Source organism: Fructilactobacillus sp. X2R1C3 (assembly GCF_059901425.1).
In genome coordinates this window covers 124,394-140,904 of sequence record NZ_JBWXUW010000002.1, presented here as the reverse complement: position 1 = coordinate 140,904, position 16,511 = coordinate 124,394, and the positions used below count along the sequence as shown (strand labels likewise).

The following is a 16,511-nucleotide window of genomic DNA, read 5'->3' as shown; positions in this document are numbered from 1 at the left end:
GCACTCTCCCTTTTCTGTTTATCTAATTATTTTGTAAAACATACTTTTTAATAACCCGTTCGGTTGCATACCCATCATTATAAGTGTTCCAGTGTTTATTAAAATTAGTAAAATCAATTTTTTGATTATCCACAATGGCTTTATTCAACTGATCAACCTTAGTGATTGGCTTAGACGGTAACCACTGTAAGAAATCCTTTTGAATTCCTGGGTCTTTTTCGTATTGTTCTAAATCAAACATAAAGAAAATCATTGATCGCGCTTGTGGCAACAAACTAAAATCAAAAGCAACTGAAGAATAGTCCGTTACGAGGGTGTCACAAACTGAAAGTAAATCCGACGTTGAAAGTTGATTATAAAAACGAATATTTCCGTTTGAAAACTTTCTAATACGTGCTTCCTGATCCCTAAGTAAGGGATGAAGTTTAACCACTGTAATCGCATTTGGATCAGCAGTCAATGCTTCACCAATACTTTTTGGCGGTTCAAACTCTAGACCATCCCGATATGTCGGAGCATACAAAATGACCCTTTTACCCTTTAATTCTGGAGCAACTTGATAAACACGATGTCTAGCAACTCTTATCCAACGCTCCTTAAACAATCGATCCGAACGCGGATAACCCAAATATTTCATTTTACTAGGAGCTTCATGATAACTGCGTTCAAAGATCTTTCCCATCGCTTTGGAAGCTACGACAAAGTCATCAAAATGATTGTACACACTTTGAAATCTAAGTCGATCGAAAAACGATCTTTTCTTGGTTGTGGGATCTTCCCATCCAAAACATTTAATGGCACCATCCGCATGCCACAATTGAACGATTCTCATCTTATTCTTTGGTCGTACTAAACCAGCCAAAAATGGGAAGTAATTATCACAGAACAAAACTCGAGCCGACATTAATTGAGGAACGGTCAATAACGCAAATTTAGCGTTTTCATTAAAGGGAATCGTCTTGATTCCAAAGGCACTCAAATCAGTTGCTGCAGCTTCAATTTCGGGTTCGTATAATACGACTAATTCTTGTCCAGTGGGCATGTTAGTGGCAATCTGTTTAATCAGCCTAAGGTTATTATCGAAACTCATAACATAATATATATTTTTCTTAGGGCGAAAATAAAAAATTGCAGAAACTATTTTAATTAACCATGTATACATGACTTTCACTTAAACCACCATTTTCAATAATTACAATGAAACATTATATCATAAAGAAAAACCGGAACATTCTATGAAAATAAGCTATTTTCGCTTCTTTTCATAGAAATTCCCTAATACCTTATCAACATCCACAACCACTCCAAATGAGTCTGGATCCGATTCATTTAAAGCCGCTTCAAATTCAGTCATTTCATATCGTGAAATCGAGGTGAACAAAACTGACTTTTTCTTATGGTTATAGGCTCCCTCAGCATTATGAATAATCGTAATACCTCTTCTAAGGTGATTTTGAATACTATCAACCACCGTCTTAGGACGATCGGTAACTACCATTACCTGAACGATTTGTTGCCTTGTATATGCCAGATCCATCGCTTTCGCGTTAACTAGGACCCCGATTGCTGAATAAAATGCATATGGCCAACCATAAAAGAATCCCGCTGATAAAATAATAAAAGTATTGAATATCAGATTAATCGTTCCAATTGATTTACCGGTCTTACGTTGGATAACAATTCCTAAAATGTCTAACCCACCAGTAGAAATCCCATTTTTAAGCGACAGGCCAACCCCAAATCCGTTAATGGCACCACCAAAGATAGCACAAATCAATGGATCCGTTGTCAGGGTCAATGGCCGCAATATTTTAATCATAACACTAGCAACCACAACGGAAACAAACGTAAACATGGTAAACTGATGACCAATTTGTTTCCAAGACAAAATAAACATTGGAATGTTCAGTAAGAAAAGTCCCAATGCAGCTGAAATTGTAAATGGAAAATACCGTTCTGTAAGGGTATTCAATAGCTGTGCAAAACCCGTAACTCCTGAAGAATAAATGTGTCCGGGAGTCCAAAAGAAATTCATCGCAATGGAAACCATGATCCCATACACGAAGGCGGTCGAGAACTTAGATATGTACTGATGTCGCTTTAAAATTTTCTGTACGTCGTCCATTTAAGTAGCCCCTGATCATTTAGAAATTCATAACTAGTATACCATTCCAAAATTTAAAAAAAATAAAAAGTTGTGGGGTTACCACAACTTTTAGCTAATATTTAATTATCGTTTTTATCGACTGAGATTCCTAATTCATCTAATTGTTTATCAGAAACAGGTGTAGGAGCACCAGTCAATGGTTCAACCGCCTTTGAATTCTTAGGAAAAGCAATTACATCTCGAATATTACCACGATGTGCTAATAACCTAGCAAAACGATCTAATCCAATTGCCAAACCACCATGCGGTGGAAAACCATAATCTAATGCTCTAAGGAAATACCCAAATTGGTTCTCTGCACTTTCCTTAGTAAATCCGAGGGCTTTAAACATCTTTTCTTGAAGATCACGGGTATGAATACGAATTGATCCTCCACCAAGCTCCAGTCCATTCAAAATAATATCATAACTTTGAGCATGCGCTTTATGAGGGTCTTCTCCATCATTTAGGTAATGTTCGTCACCTACATTTGGCATCGTAAATGGATGGTGAGCAGCAACCCAACGCCCAGCACCCTCATCATATTCAAATAGTGGCCAATCAACAATCCAAAGGAAATTATACTTATCTTCTGGAATCATATTTAACTCATTGGCAATGGCAACCCGAAGGTATCCTAAAGTATCAGCTACTACCTTACTCCGATCAGCAGCAAATAATAACAAGTCACCGTCTTTTGCACCAGTGGCTTCTTTAATTTTACTTACCATTTCTGGATCTTTAAAGAATTTAGCGATTGGGCCAGAGAATCCATCATCAGTGACTTTCATCCATGCGAGTCCCTTAGCGCCAAACCGCTTTACGTATTCACCGTACTTATCAATATCTTTTCTTGAGAATTTTGCTGCACCACCAGGAACTGCAATGGCCTTAACCTGGCCACCGTCTTTAACTGCCGAATCAAATACCTTAAAGTCCGAATCAGTCACTACGTCTGAAAGGTCCTTTAATTCCATTCCAAAGCGAGTGTCTGGTTGGTCTGTACCAAATCGGTCCATTGACTCCTGCCAAGTAATCCTCTCAAAAGGCAGATTAACATCAACGTCAACCGTATCTTTCATGACCCTTTTAATTAATCCTTCTGTGATTTCTTGAATTTCTTCAGCAGAAAGAAATGAAGTTTCCATATCAATCTGGGTAAATTCTGGTTGACGATCACCCCGTAAGTCTTCATCTCTGAAGCACCGTGCAATTTGATAATAGCGATCAAATCCAGCTCCCATCAGTAACTGTTTAAACTGCTGCGGAGACTGAGGTAATGCATAAAACGATCCCGGATATACTCTTGATGGGACTAAGTAATCTCTTGCTCCCTCTGGAGTTGAAACCGTTAGATCAGGGGTTTCAATATCGATAAACCCATTCTCATCAAAGTACTTATGAGTAGACTGTAAGATCCGATTCCGAATCAATAATCCCTTCTGCATTACCGGACGTCTAAGATCAAGATAACGATATTTTAATCTTAAGTCATCGGATGCATTGATATCATTTTTGATTTCAAACGGAGTTTGTTTGGAGGTACTTAAAACCTTAGCGTCAGAAACATCAACTTCAACTTTTCCAGTATGGATGTCAGGATTGATTTCTTTTTCTGCTCTAGCAACCACTCTTCCTTTAACCTGGATAACATACTCATTTTTAACTGATTCAGCTACCTTAAACGCCTCTTTGCCATTTTTTTCATTAAAAACTAACTGAACAATCCCAGCACGATCACGTAAGTCAATAAAGATAAGACTTCCTAGGTTACGCTTCTTAGCAACCCATCCATCTAAGACAACCTCTTGATCTAAATAATCTTCGTTAACGTTTCCAGCATACGTTGTTCGCTTCATATACTAATCTTCCTCTCATTTAGTTGAGTCAAAAGCATAAAAAAAGCGCACCATGTAATCACAAGGGCGCAATTAGCACGGTACCACCTTTTTTAGTTTCTTTTGTTTATTCATTTTACCTCGATGCGTCTTTACCATTTATAGGACACGCCCTCTCAGCACTTGGACGTTCTCTTCAGACCACTAAACGGTTACTATTCATCGTCAACAGCATTTTAAATCACTTTAAGACTAATAAAACCCACATAAATTGTCAAGATTCTAGTGAATATTTTTATTATATGCTTAAACAAAAAGTCAAAAAGTTATACTATTATGAGTAATCGTATCATTAATGAGGTCGAAAAGATGAATATAAATTTATACATAAAAAATAAACGCGGTTTTTACACTACTTTGATAATTGTTGGCGCAACATTGATCATTCTTTTAGTTATGTTAATAAAAAATAATGTCAGTATTAGCTTTAATAACCTCAACATAAAATCCGGCCCAGGGATTGAATATCGCACTGTCAAAACTGTTAATCAAGGAACTAGACTCCAAATTCTAAGTGAAAAAGATAACTGGTACAGAGTTGTATATCAAAACCAAAAGATTGGTTGGGTACCCACTTGGTTAGTCAATAACCGTAAGCTTAATAAAGCCACTAAACTATCGGAAACCACCATCGTCTTAGACCCTGGTCATGGAGGAAGTGACTCAGGTGCACTATCAACCAGCGGGCAAAAAGAAAAAACCTACACCCTTAAGCTGGCCCAACAAGTTGCAAATAAGCTGCGTAATCGTGGTGCGCATGTTATTATGACGAGGGATTCGGATAAGACGGTTAGCCTATACAAACGGCCCGATTTTTCAACTGACAATCATGCCAACCTCTTCGTGAGTTTCCATTTTGATTCATCCAGTACCGATAACACCGCAAGTGGATTTACCAACTACTACTATCATAGTGGAAAATCAAAACAATTGGCATCTGACATCAATTCAAATATGGATGATGTTCCTCTCAATAATCGTGGTGTCCAAGTTGGTAACTATTTAGTGATTAGGGATGTCTCAATTCCATCAGTTTTACTCGAAATGGGATACATTAATAATGATCATGATTTTAGTAAGATTAAAAACGCTAATTACCAAAATCTCGTTGCAAATGATGTAACCAATGGAATCAATAATTATGTAAACAAGACTTATTAGAAGGGAGTTTACTATGAAAAAATTAAATCAAGATTGGATTACTCAATTACCATTAAAGAACGTTGAATCGCTCACTTCGGTTTCAGGTGGAGATATCAATGACTCATACCAAGTTAAAACTCCAGATAAGACTTACTTTATGAAGGTCCAGCCTAATCGTGGAAAAGTATTCTTCGATCATGAAGTTGAAGGAATCCACTTGTTATCGAAAGCGGCCAATGTACCAACGGTAGTAGCATCTGGTGAAATTGATGGTGACGGTTTTTTAATCTTAGACTGGATTGACGTTGGTTCTGGAAACCAATACGATCTTGGCAAAATGGTTGCAAACGTTCATAAAATTCATAACGATCAGTTTGGATTAGACCAAAATTTTGATGCTGGAAAAATACCAAAAAATAACACTTGGCAAGATACTTGGCAAAAATTCTACGTCGAACAACGAATTGATCCGTTGGTAAAAATAGCAAAAGAAAAAGGCCGCTGGAATGATTCCAGAGACCAACATTATCAAGTTATGAGACAACAAATTATTGACTACTACACAAAACATCCCAGTACCCCAAGCTTGCTTCATGGAGACCTCTGGTCTGGGAATGCTATTTTTACTGCCAATCATGAGCCCATGTTGATTGATCCAGACGTCTACTTTGGCGACCGTGAGTATGACCTTGGTGTAACAACCGTCTTTGGTGGATTTAACCGCGATTTCTACCGCGGTTACAATGACACCTATCCAATTACACCGGGTTTTGAAAACCGGGTCGGTTGGTACCGCTTCTATTACTCACTAATACACGTTGTATTATTTGGTGAGACATTTGGACCTCTATTAGATGGCGTACTAAGCTCATTTAATTAAACTTAACACATCGTTAAAATCATGAATTACGTAATCTGGGTCTCCTGGTTCAACAATTACGTAGTCAGGATCGAAAAGGATGGTTTTAATTCCGGCATTATGACCAGCATCAACATCTAAACGTCGATCACCAATCATAAAAGTATCAGACCGATCTAAATTCATCTTTTCAATTAAATAATTCAGAGACTCTGGATCAGGTTTCCTTTTAAAAGACTGTTTGCTGGTAACAAAACCAGTAAACAGTCTTTTTAAGTCAAAATGATCAAGTAGAGTTAATGCTTGGTCATCTCTGTGAGTTAAAAGTCCGTTCTTCCCATTCGTTGCCAAAACTTTTAACAAAACAGATTGAACTCCGTTAAATGGCTTTGCTAACATAACTTCATCAACTTCAAACTTTTTATAGTCTTTTAGAAATTGATCTCGGTTAAGGTTAAATTCAGCGCAGTATTTGGTCTCAGCCGAGCCCAATGAATGAACTCGCATATCTTCGTAGATTGATTCAGGATCAAAGTTAACATCACCCACTCCACTCTCAGCTAACGCCTTACAAAACGAAGTCACCATGTACGGGTAGGTATTAAAAAGTGTTCCGTCAAAATCCCAAACTGCATTTGTCATGTTAAATTTTTCCTTTTTTCTGATAATTCAAAATAAATGTGGCAGGGCCGTGGTTCTCTAAATCAACGTTCATATCGGCACCAAATACGCCAGTTTCAACTTTCAATCCGATCTTTCTGAGTGCGTCATTAAACTTTTCGTAAATGAGTTTAGCGTGCTCAGGATTACCAGCTCCAGTGAAAGTTGGACGATTTCTCTTTTTGGTGTCAGCAAGCAATGTAAATTGCGAAACAGAAAGAATTGAGCCGTTAACTTGCTGGATGTTTAAATTCATTTTGCCATTCTCATCTTCAAAAATCCTTAGATGAGCAACCTTATGAACAAGATGATTAATTTCATCTTGTCCATCGGAATCTGTAACACCAACTAGGATCATATATCCGTTACCAATTTGTCCGTTTATTTTACCATCAATACTCACACTTGCATGATTAACTCGTTGAATTACTAATTTCAATCTTCTTCATCCTTCCGTTCGTTTAACTTCATAAACATCAGGAACAGCACTCACACTATCAATAATGCGATTTAGCTGTTGAATATTTCTCACGCCCACAGATACTCGGATAGAAACAAGGTCCTCGTGAATGACCTTTCCTTCAACTGAATTCAAATTCTTAGTAGCAGAATTAACTCGTTTTAAGATATCGTTTAAAAGACCACTTCGATTGTATCCCTGAATCTCTAAATCACTACTATAAGTGATAACGTTATTATCAATTTTACGCCAACTAAGATTAATAATTCGATTATTACCATTCTTTGCTTGAATTAAGTTGGGACAATTACTTCTATGAACTGAAATACCATTTCCCATGGTGATATATCCCTCAATATCGTCTCCTGGAACCGGATCACAGCAACGACTGATATGAACTAATAAGTTGTCAACGCCTTCAATCTTGATGTTATCTTCAGGTTTCTTTCCTTGTTCTGCATCCTCACTCTCATGTGAAATGGTTTTATGACCCTCTAATACATCACGCTCGGCATCTTTTTGTCGTTTTTTCTCAATTTCATCTTTTTCGGGTTCCAGTAAACGATTAACAACTCCGTTAGGTTGAATGTCACCAAATCCAATGGCTGCATATAAATTATCAATACTTGTATAATGCATTTCATTGATAACACGGGATAAATTGTCATCAGTTAGAATGGTAGTTGGATCAAATCCAGAATCGACGATTTCTTTTTCAAGTATTTCTTTCCCAGAATTAATGTCATCATCATGACTACTCCGTTTGAAAAATTGCTTAATCTTATGCTTAGCACGACGCGTTTTAACCATGTCCATCCAGTTCTTACCAGGACCGTCGGAACTACTTGAAGTGATAATATCAACAATATCACCATTCTTAATTTCATAATCTAGTGGAACTAATTTGCCATTAACTCGTGCCCCTGTCGTTGAATTACCAACATCAGTATGAATTGAGTACGCCATATCAATCGGAATTGATCCTTTAGGTAATTCAATAACATCACCAGATGGGGTAAAAGCATAGACTCGATCGCTAAATAAATCACCCTGCACACTATCCATGAAATCAGAGGCGTCCTCTGACTCTTCTTGAATTTCAATAATCTTTTTAAAAAGATTGAGTTGAACATTGTTTTTATTACTTTTAACTTCGTCCTTTTGACCTTCTTTATAAGCCCAGTGAGCAGCAACACCATACTCAGCAATTCGATGCATTTCTTCAGTTCGAATTTGAATTTCAAGCGGTTTACCTTCAGGACCAACAACTGTAGTATGCAACGATTGATACATATTAGGTTTGGGCATTGCAATGTAATCTTTAAACCGATCTGGAAACGGTTTCCATTCAGTGTGGATCGCACCTAAAACTGCATAACAATCCTTTACTGATTTCACAATTACCCGAACAGCCAGTAGATCATAGATTTCTTTAAAATCTTTATGTTTGTCATGCATCTTACGATAAATGGAGTAGATATGTTTAGGTCTTCCATACACCTCTCCTTTGATTCCCAGTCCCTTTATCGCTTGTTGAACCTTTTTTACAGCGTTATCAACATAGGCCACTCGCTCATTCCGCTTGGAATTCATCAAATCAACAATTTGATAGTAATCATCAGGCTTTAAGTAACGCAAAGAAAGATCTTCTAATTCCCACTTAATCGTTCCAATTCCGAGCCGATCGGCTAAAGGAGCATAGATATCTAAAGTTTCTTGAGCAATCCGCTTTTGTTTATCTGGACGAAGAGCATCCAAGGTCTCCATGTTATGCAATCGATCCGCTAATTTAACAATCATTACTCGAATGTCTTTGCACATTGCTAGCAATAGTTTTCGATGATTTTCGGCAAGTTGTTCTTTACTCGATTTATACTTAATCTTACTAAGCTTTGAAACTCCATCAACGATCAATGAAACGTGTTTGCCAAAAAGTTCAGTAACGTCTTCAATCGTTGCACCGGTGTCTTCAACCACATCATGAAGAAAACCAGCCGTGATCGTTTCTGCATCCATATGAAGATCAGTTAAAATGCCTGCCACCTCAACAGGATGATTAATATAAGGCTGCCCAGAAGCACGTTCTTGCCCCTCATGAGCAATTTTGGCAAATTTATATGCTTTTTTTATCATTTGAACATCACTATCATCAAGATACTCAGAAGCATCATGAAAAATTTCTTGTGGTGTCCATTCTTTAATTTTCGACATTATATCCCTACTCACCTTGTTTTAATTCTAATATAGTTGAAACGGCTGATAAAAAATATAAAGGCGCTGACTCGGTTCGCAAAATCCTTGGCCCCAATCCAACGGGCATAAAACCATCTTGTTTCAATTGTTCGATTTCTTGAGGCGAAATCCCACCTTCAGGGCCAAAAAAGGCAGTCAAGTTTTGCCCAGGTTTCATTTCCGCCACACTTTCATACAATCTACTGTTTTCACCCTGTTTAGCCGATTCCTCATAGGCCACAACTTTTCGATCACTCTTAATTTTTCCTACCATAGTGATTGAATCGATGTATTTCACCGTTGGAATAACATTCCGGTGAGATTGTTCAGCCGCACTTTTAGCGATTTTTTGAAGTCTCTTAATCTTCTTAGGTGCCTTATTTCCCCATTTAGCAATTGACCACTTAGTAAGTACAAAAATAATCTCACTGACTCCCATTTCGGTTGTCTTCTGTGTGATGAGGTCGGCCTTGCTCGCCTTAGGAATTCCACAAATAATCGTTACTTTAACAGGAAGTTCAGTATTTTGACTAGTTCCATCAACAATCTTAATTGTTGATGCTGTTTCATCAACCAATTCCCCAATATAAATAATATTTTGACTAGAAACAAACTCCGCCTTGGTTCCAGTTTTTGCTCTCATAACCCCAACAAAATGATGTGCTATATCGTTTGGAAGTTTAACAATTTGACCCACTTTTAGTGGCTTATCTAAAAAGTAGTGTTGCAATTAATTAACCTCACTATCTTTCTTTGCAATTACCGATCGCCAATCATCCATACTTAAAACTTGATTAACCTTAAAATGATGTTTTTTAAGCGCGTCAATCACTAGCTCTAATTTATCGGCAATAATACCTGAAGTAATGAACACGCCACCTTCATTTAAGCATTGTTCTGCTTGCGGGATTAACGGAATGATAATCTCAGCTAAAATATTAGCTACCACAATATCTCCTTTTTCATCGATTCCATTTAACAAATTATTAACACTAACGTTAATTCCCTTCATCCCAGAATTTAATTCAATGTTTTTTTCAGCTGATTCAACGGCCACCTTATCGACATCATAAGCATTTATATTACCAGCACCAAGTTTTCTTGCTGCAATACTTAGCACTCCTGAACCAGTTCCAACGTCAAACACTCCTTCGTTTCCTCTAATAACAATTTCAAGTGCTTGCATGGCAAGTTTAGTAGTAGGGTGGGTACCAGTTCCAAACGCCATTCCGGGGTCTAATTTTACCATCAACTCGTCAGAGCTTTTGACATCATAGTCTTCCCAACTTGGGACAACAGTTAAAAATCGTGTCACCCGTTCTGGATGGTAATACTTTTCCCAAGATGTCGCCCAATCCTCATCCTTTACATCATGAACACTTATCGCATTTTTACCAGGATTCAAACCGAATTGTGTCAAATCGGCAACTTTGTCATGAATCTTTTTTACAGTCGCATCTACCTCAATATCATCCTGAAAATAAGCACTTACTTTAGCGTTAACTAGATCATTATCGGCTTTTGAATCTCCTAGTTCATATTGATCCCAATTAGATTCCCGTTTTAAAACCTCATAATCATTTCTATCATTAATCTGAACCCCATTTGCCCCAAAGTCCATTAAAATATTAGCAACCGCATCAACCGCTTCATGACTTGTTTCAACTGAAATCTCGACTAAATTCATTGTTATCCCTCATTCTTTTTATAAAAAAAGCACCCGTTAGCTGGATGCATTATTTTTATTATCCTCAATTTTTTTAAGCTTCTGCTCGTGTTGTCTCAAATGACTAGCCAAATACTTAAGCAATCCGCGCTCGGTCTTAAAAATCCGAGGATGCTTTTGTTTATGCAATCGAAGATCAATTTCCTTAATTCTTTGTCGTCCTGTCCACCCATGGCCATAACGAATAATGAGCCGATTATTTAAATTATCCTTACCAAAGCGAAATACATAGACGTTATCTGGAGTAATTAACGGTCTGATATATGTTTTTTTATAATGATATCCTTGATCGCGCAAAAACCTTTTAGTTTGATCTAACATATTCATCCTCCTCTCATATTTTTAATAAAACTCGTTCTTAAAACCTTTAGTCTATATCATAATGGAGATATATTTAATTGGCAAGCATCTAACTTACAGCAAACAAAAAGACGTGCATCACCACGTCTTAATATAAACATTCAAACTATAAACTAAACAATTTGACAGAATTCAATTTTTTCGTGGTTAGGACCATAAATGTTAAAGAAACGAATTCCCTTGTCCCAGAATGGACGAGTATCAATTTCATCTTCCTGAACATCTAAGCCCATTTTCTTAGCTTCTTTAAATGCTGCGTCAGCATCAGTAGTATTTAATGAGATATGGTTAATAGCGCCATCTTTATCAGCAACTGGATCGCCTTCCCATGTCTCAATCATTAAATTGCCATACTTCATAAAAGCACAACGATTTCCTTGATACATGAATTGACCAGCTTTATCAAAACCTAACTTCTTATAAAAATCAATCGTTTCGTCTAAATCTTTTGCTGGAATACCAACGTGTTGGATGCCTGTAAAGTAATTACTAAGTGCCATAATAATTCTCCTTATGATATATTTTTCACCATATGTGAAATCTCTAACAACTACATTGTAAGACATTAATGATAAATAATAAAGTCATCATCCTAGTTTATTTTATTAATTTAGCACTCACGATTTCATTCCATTTAAGAATTTGGTCTCCCACAATTACTAAGTTCTTATAATATCCTTTCATCCTACCGATAATTTGTTCCACTTTTAATTCGTTTTTGTCATAATAAGCATACTGAAGTTCCACTTTTAGTCGACTAGAAAACGATTTTTGCAGAATCTCATCAATTTTAAAGTGATCCATCTGATCATCTAATTTTCTGGTTTGCTCATTATCCTTTTCTTTCTTTATTTTATTTAATTTACTGGTATGATCTGATAAAAAATAACCCTGCCATTTTTTAATCCCACGATCATGATAATCAAACTTAAAAAAATCATGTACAGCTTCTTCGTTCATCATGTTCTCCTAACTTTAAGTTAATCTTGAATTTTCTTCTGTGAATCCGGCCAAACCATGTCATCAAAATTACGATAATAAATGGTTAACAGGTTATATTCAGTTACATAGTTAACTACCTTTTCTAAAAGTTCCAAGTCGTAATCAGAAATAACATAGATTGGTTGCGATCGCTCCTGTTGATACTTCTTCTTAGAACTCAAAAACCAATCGTACTCTTTATCAAAGGTGTTATTAACAATCATCATCCAGTAGCGGGTCTTAGGAATTCGCAAAAATAGATGATTAATATGGGATAAAACTTGATTCCCAATAAAAATCACATCATTACTCATAAGAATTGCCTCCATTGTGTCCACCAACCAAATTAGACCGTGAAATTGCGGTAGCACCTACACACAAACTATTGGCATTTAATAAAGCCGTGTTACCAAACCGTTTTCGAATTTGATCACTGGTTTTATTTAACACATTTTGTTTAATCATATTTTGATTATCCTTAAATAGGTTTAATTGTTCCCCAACCTTATTTGAGAGATGACTGTAGTCAACTCCAATATTTCGCACAACTTCACCGTGCCAGTTCCTTTCAAACAATTCAATTAAGTAACGACCAAGGTCATGATCATCATCTGTTGGTTCAACTTTCATTGACTGAGAAAAACCATTGCTACCGGTAAGCTGTTTTATTGAAAAAGAAAAGCCAACCCATAACGTCACACACCCAGCTTTCAGTCCATGATTACGAATTCGTGAAGCAACCTGACTCGCAATTTCTCTAATAACAACTTCAATCTCATCCCGTTTAACGTAATCACGTGGAAGTACCTGAGAATTACTGTAACTTTTTTCTTTAGCATGCATGGGTTGTCTCAAGTTACTTCGATCAATTCCCCATGCAGTGGCAAATAGCTGTAATCCAATGACTCCCATTTTTTCTTTCAACAGATACGGGTTAGCATGCGCCAATTCATACATATTATTAATATGAAGTCGCTTTAGATGGACTTTAGTTCTTTTTCCAATTCCCCAAACATCCGTTAATCTATTAATATTCCAAATCTTATCAGGAACATCTTCGTAATGAATCTCACCAATCAGGTCGTAATCATGCTTCGCATAAACGTCTAACGCTAGCTTAGCTTGAACGGGATTATCACCAATCCCAACCGTTGTATACAGTCCTAAACGGCTTCTGACCTCCTCTTGAATTTTAAGAGCCACCTCCCTCAAACTAGTACCAAACAATCTCCAAGTATGAGTCATATCCAATAATGACTCGTCAATTGAGTATGGCAAAATGTCATGTTCATCGGTAAATTCAGCAAAAATATCATTAATTTGTAGATTCTTTTCAATGTATAAGTTCATTCGTGGAGGAACAATCAACAACCTTTCATCGTCAGGAAGATCACGCTGACGACTAACGTTGCTAATCCCAAATAACTTTTTTGCCATAGGAGAAGCTGCCAGTATTAATCCGCCATTTGTATTAGCTTGTTCCGACATAACCACCAAAATCGAACGAAGTGGATTAAGTCCACGTTTAACACTCTCACAACTTGCATAAAAAGACTTATTATCAATGAAAAAGTAAACACCATGAGGTTCATCATCATAATTCAAAATATCACCTACCCGAACATCTGTTCGTATTAAATATTACTATCTTTCATTTGCTTTGTAAATATAATTTTTTGCTTTTATTTTTTATGATATTCTAATTATATTAAGTAGAAACGGAGCATAATAACCATGCATCGAATCAAGAAAGCAATAATATTAACCGGATGTACCTTATTACTGTTCACTACTCCGGCAGTAATTCTGTCTGCTTCAAAATCTAGTAGATCAGAATTAATTTCCCAGAAAAAAGCACTCATTGAACAGAATCAACAACTATCAAAACAAATCAATCATACGGAAAATGATCTAAACAGTAGATATGTATCGATTAACCCACTCTCAAATGTTAAAACAAACGACTCCAATGCCTTAAGAACAAAACCTACACCAAATCATCAAAATCAAAGTAATAACAATGACATCAATACTTCAAACGCTCAGCGAATCGTTGGAAATAAAAACTCACACATTTATCATGTACCTGGCCAAACGGGTTACAAAATGAACAGCCAAAACGTCATCTACTTTAACTCGGAGGCAGACGCACAAGCAGCTGGATATCGGAGGGCTAAACGATGAAAAAGTTCCTGCTATTTCCAATCATGGTATTATCCTTATTACTTGCGGGATGTTCACAACAATCCAATTCAAACGAACATAAAAACCCCCATGATAATGAAAGTACCCAGCAACTTGAAAAAAGCATTAATCACCTTCAAGGGCAAGTTGACACTAAAAGATCAAAGCTTAAAAAACTTCAATACCAATTGAAGCATGCACCAGATTTAAAATTAAGTGATTTAAATTACGACGGAAATCAAGAAGTAGAAGTTGATCACAATAATCCTAATTTTTCTACTGAAGAATTGCATAATAAACACCCCTGGTTACGATTTAGTAACCTTGATCATCTCAACCGAGCCACCGATGCTAACGGTATGTTAAACGTTAAAACAATGCCCACTAAGAAACGTGAACCACTTACCTTTAATCCCACTGGATGGCACAATAAACACACCAACAGTGGTTGGTTATATAACCGAAGTCATCTGATTGGTTACCAACTATGTGGTGAAAACAATAATCCCAAAAACTTAATAACTGGGACAAGGACGTTAAATTCCCCACTAATGCTTTATCATGAGGATGATATTGCTACTTATCTAAAAGAAAATCCAAATAACTACGTCAGATATCAGGTCACTCCGATTTATCGAAATAATGAATTACTCAGTCGTGGTGTCCAAATGAGAGCCCAATCAGTCGGAAGTAATCAAATTCACTTTAACGTGTACATTTTTAACGTCGAGCCAGGATACAATATTAATTATCAAACTGGATACAGTACAAAATCATAAAAAAAGGACAGTGACCATCTAGTCACTGTCCTTTTAATTTAAATATTAATGATTGGTTGGTTTCGTATGGAACCATGCAATGTTTTTGTCAAAGAAGCTTAACAAGTCATTACATAAGTACAGAATGTAGGTTAAGAATAACGTCCAATTGGCTCCACCTTGATATGCAGTAATGCCCCACAGAATAATTGAGAAAATCCCCTGGGCAAGCCAGAAGTAATAAGTATCCCGGAATCTCAAAGTAGTGAGTAAAGCACCAGTAATTCCAATCGTGGCCGCAAAACTATCTACAAAGGGACGAGGACTGTCACTGTATCCATGTTCCCAAGCATACAAAGCTCCTAGTACTACAACAAAGAAAAGAGCTGTCAACCCCCAATTCATAAACGTTTTTCTAAGGTTACCCTTAACAGTCAATTTCTTAATGTGTTCATCAACATTAGTAGCCCAACTAGGAATTAACAAGACCGGAATATCCAAAAGTACAATGTATGTAGTTTGGAGAATAATATCATTGTAATTCTTAGCAGTGAACGCAACGTAGATATAAATCAAAGCACTAATCAAGCCAAAAATTCCATTTAATGGTTTCGTATTAGTAATTGAAATGGTAGTAGTAAATCCAAGCATCCCCGCTAACATCGTCATAATAGCAATAAACGAAAGTGATTGTGTGACAGTTGATCCGGCAATTACTCCCAAACCAAATAGGAGCAACAAATAGCTTTTAAAGCTCCAACCTTTCATCTGATTGACATACCAACTAGGCTTCAATATGTCATAAGCCGCAATGTTGTTTTTCTCTAACATAAATAATCATCCCTTCAACAAATTTGAATTCACTTTTCATCATTACACACTTATAACCTCTAAACAAATTTGCTAACAACCATAATTTTTATAAATTGGCCCAACATTGGTGCATAAAAAAATTTTTTTATTTTTATAGCCTCATTTTTTATTTGATTATACTAGCGAAATTGATAAAAATACTTAAGTTGTGACAAATCAAAACAAATGTATCATTTATAAAATATAAAAGATATTGTAAATGCAAACAAAAAATATGTATAATGAATAATG

Annotated in this window: 17 protein-coding genes and 1 pseudogene; 4 read left to right on the top strand and 14 right to left on the bottom strand. The window is 36.4% G+C overall.

The features are described from left to right. Positions 1 to 22 precede the first annotated feature (22 nt). The 3 genes from AC6UDD_RS02815 to aspS all read right to left on the bottom strand — a co-directional run bounded on the left by AC6UDD_RS02815 (position 23) and on the right by aspS (position 4,005). Positions 23 to 1,090, bottom strand: coding sequence for a CDP-glycerol glycerophosphotransferase family protein (locus AC6UDD_RS02815; protein ID WP_500718506.1), 1,068 nt, complete (start codon positions 1,088 to 1,090; stop codon positions 23 to 25). 156 nt (positions 1,091 to 1,246) lie between these two features. Continuing rightward, positions 1,247 to 2,125: a YitT family protein gene (locus AC6UDD_RS02810; protein WP_500718504.1), complete on the bottom strand. Its 879-nt coding sequence runs from the start codon at positions 2,123 to 2,125 to the stop codon at positions 1,247 to 1,249. 101 nt (positions 2,126 to 2,226) lie between these two features. After that, positions 2,227 to 4,005, bottom strand: coding sequence for an aspartate--tRNA ligase (gene aspS, locus AC6UDD_RS02805; protein ID WP_500718501.1), 1,779 nt, complete (start codon positions 4,003 to 4,005; stop codon positions 2,227 to 2,229). 348 nt (positions 4,006 to 4,353) lie between these two features. On the opposite strand from aspS, the gene AC6UDD_RS02800 reads away from it, so the two are divergent. Both AC6UDD_RS02800 and AC6UDD_RS02795 read left to right on the top strand, forming a co-directional pair. Continuing rightward, the gene (locus tag AC6UDD_RS02800; protein WP_500718499.1) at positions 4,354 to 5,205 is read left to right on the top strand and encodes an N-acetylmuramoyl-L-alanine amidase family protein; all 852 of its coding nucleotides are present in this window, start codon (positions 4,354 to 4,356) and stop codon (positions 5,203 to 5,205) included. A gap of 13 nt (positions 5,206 to 5,218) precedes the next feature. After that, positions 5,219 to 6,067: a fructosamine kinase family protein gene (locus AC6UDD_RS02795; RefSeq protein WP_500718497.1), complete on the top strand. Its 849-nt coding sequence runs from the start codon at positions 5,219 to 5,221 to the stop codon at positions 6,065 to 6,067. Here the strand turns inward: AC6UDD_RS02795 and AC6UDD_RS02790 are convergent. The 10 genes from AC6UDD_RS02790 to AC6UDD_RS02745 form a co-directional block, all read right to left on the bottom strand. After that, complete coding sequence (locus tag AC6UDD_RS02790) at positions 6,056 to 6,688, bottom strand: HAD-IA family hydrolase (protein WP_500718494.1); 633 nt, start codon at positions 6,686 to 6,688, stop codon at positions 6,056 to 6,058. The two genes, AC6UDD_RS02795 and AC6UDD_RS02790, sit on opposite strands and share 12 nt — an antisense overlap. Position 6,689: 1 nt before the next feature. After that, positions 6,690 to 7,145: a D-aminoacyl-tRNA deacylase gene (gene dtd, locus AC6UDD_RS02785; protein WP_500718492.1), complete on the bottom strand. Its 456-nt coding sequence runs from the start codon at positions 7,143 to 7,145 to the stop codon at positions 6,690 to 6,692. A 6-nt stretch (positions 7,146 to 7,151) separates the two neighbouring features. After that, positions 7,152 to 9,377: a RelA/SpoT family protein gene (locus AC6UDD_RS02780; RefSeq protein ID WP_500718490.1), complete on the bottom strand. Its 2,226-nt coding sequence runs from the start codon at positions 9,375 to 9,377 to the stop codon at positions 7,152 to 7,154. A 7-nt stretch (positions 9,378 to 9,384) separates the two neighbouring features. After that, on the bottom strand, positions 9,385 to 10,128 hold the full coding sequence (locus AC6UDD_RS02775; RefSeq protein ID WP_500718487.1) for an RsmE family RNA methyltransferase: 744 nt from the start codon (positions 10,126 to 10,128) through the stop codon (positions 9,385 to 9,387). Beyond that, positions 10,129 to 11,085 (bottom strand): 50S ribosomal protein L11 methyltransferase, encoded by a 957-nt coding sequence (gene prmA / locus AC6UDD_RS02770; protein WP_500718485.1) that lies wholly within the window; start codon positions 11,083 to 11,085, stop codon positions 10,129 to 10,131. A gap of 36 nt (positions 11,086 to 11,121) precedes the next feature. Further along, on the bottom strand, positions 11,122 to 11,445 hold the full coding sequence (locus AC6UDD_RS02765; protein ID WP_500718484.1) for a hypothetical protein: 324 nt from the start codon (positions 11,443 to 11,445) through the stop codon (positions 11,122 to 11,124). 152 nt (positions 11,446 to 11,597) lie between these two features. After that, complete coding sequence (locus tag AC6UDD_RS02760; RefSeq protein ID WP_500693823.1) at positions 11,598 to 11,984, bottom strand: VOC family protein; 387 nt, start codon at positions 11,982 to 11,984, stop codon at positions 11,598 to 11,600. A gap of 97 nt (positions 11,985 to 12,081) precedes the next feature. Then, a complete protein-coding gene (locus AC6UDD_RS02755) occupies positions 12,082 to 12,444 on the bottom strand; it encodes a hypothetical protein (protein WP_500718482.1) in 363 nt (120 codons plus the stop codon). Between the two features lie 20 nt (positions 12,445 to 12,464). After that, positions 12,465 to 12,779, bottom strand: a complete 315-nt coding sequence (locus AC6UDD_RS02750; protein WP_500693825.1) for an acetyl-CoA carboxylase — start codon at positions 12,777 to 12,779, stop codon at positions 12,465 to 12,467. Further along, positions 12,772 to 14,070, bottom strand: a complete 1,299-nt coding sequence (locus AC6UDD_RS02745) for a Y-family DNA polymerase (RefSeq protein WP_500718477.1) — start codon at positions 14,068 to 14,070, stop codon at positions 12,772 to 12,774. The genes AC6UDD_RS02750 and AC6UDD_RS02745 overlap by 8 nt, the downstream gene beginning before the upstream one ends. 438 nt (positions 14,071 to 14,508) lie before the next feature. Here AC6UDD_RS02745 and AC6UDD_RS02740 point away from each other — a divergent pair. Then, a pseudogene (locus AC6UDD_RS02740) lies at positions 14,509 to 14,649 on the top strand (sunset domain-containing protein); the annotation flags it as partial. Beyond that, complete coding sequence (locus tag AC6UDD_RS02735; RefSeq protein ID WP_500718475.1) at positions 14,646 to 15,428, top strand: DNA/RNA non-specific endonuclease; 783 nt, start codon at positions 14,646 to 14,648, stop codon at positions 15,426 to 15,428. The pseudogene AC6UDD_RS02740 and the gene AC6UDD_RS02735, both read left to right, overlap by 4 nt. Before the next feature lie 45 nt (positions 15,429 to 15,473). Here AC6UDD_RS02735 and pnuC read toward each other — a convergent pair whose 3' ends face one another. Continuing rightward, complete coding sequence (pnuC, locus tag AC6UDD_RS02730; protein WP_500718473.1) at positions 15,474 to 16,238, bottom strand: nicotinamide riboside transporter PnuC; 765 nt, start codon at positions 16,236 to 16,238, stop codon at positions 15,474 to 15,476. Positions 16,239 to 16,511 lie beyond the last annotated feature (273 nt).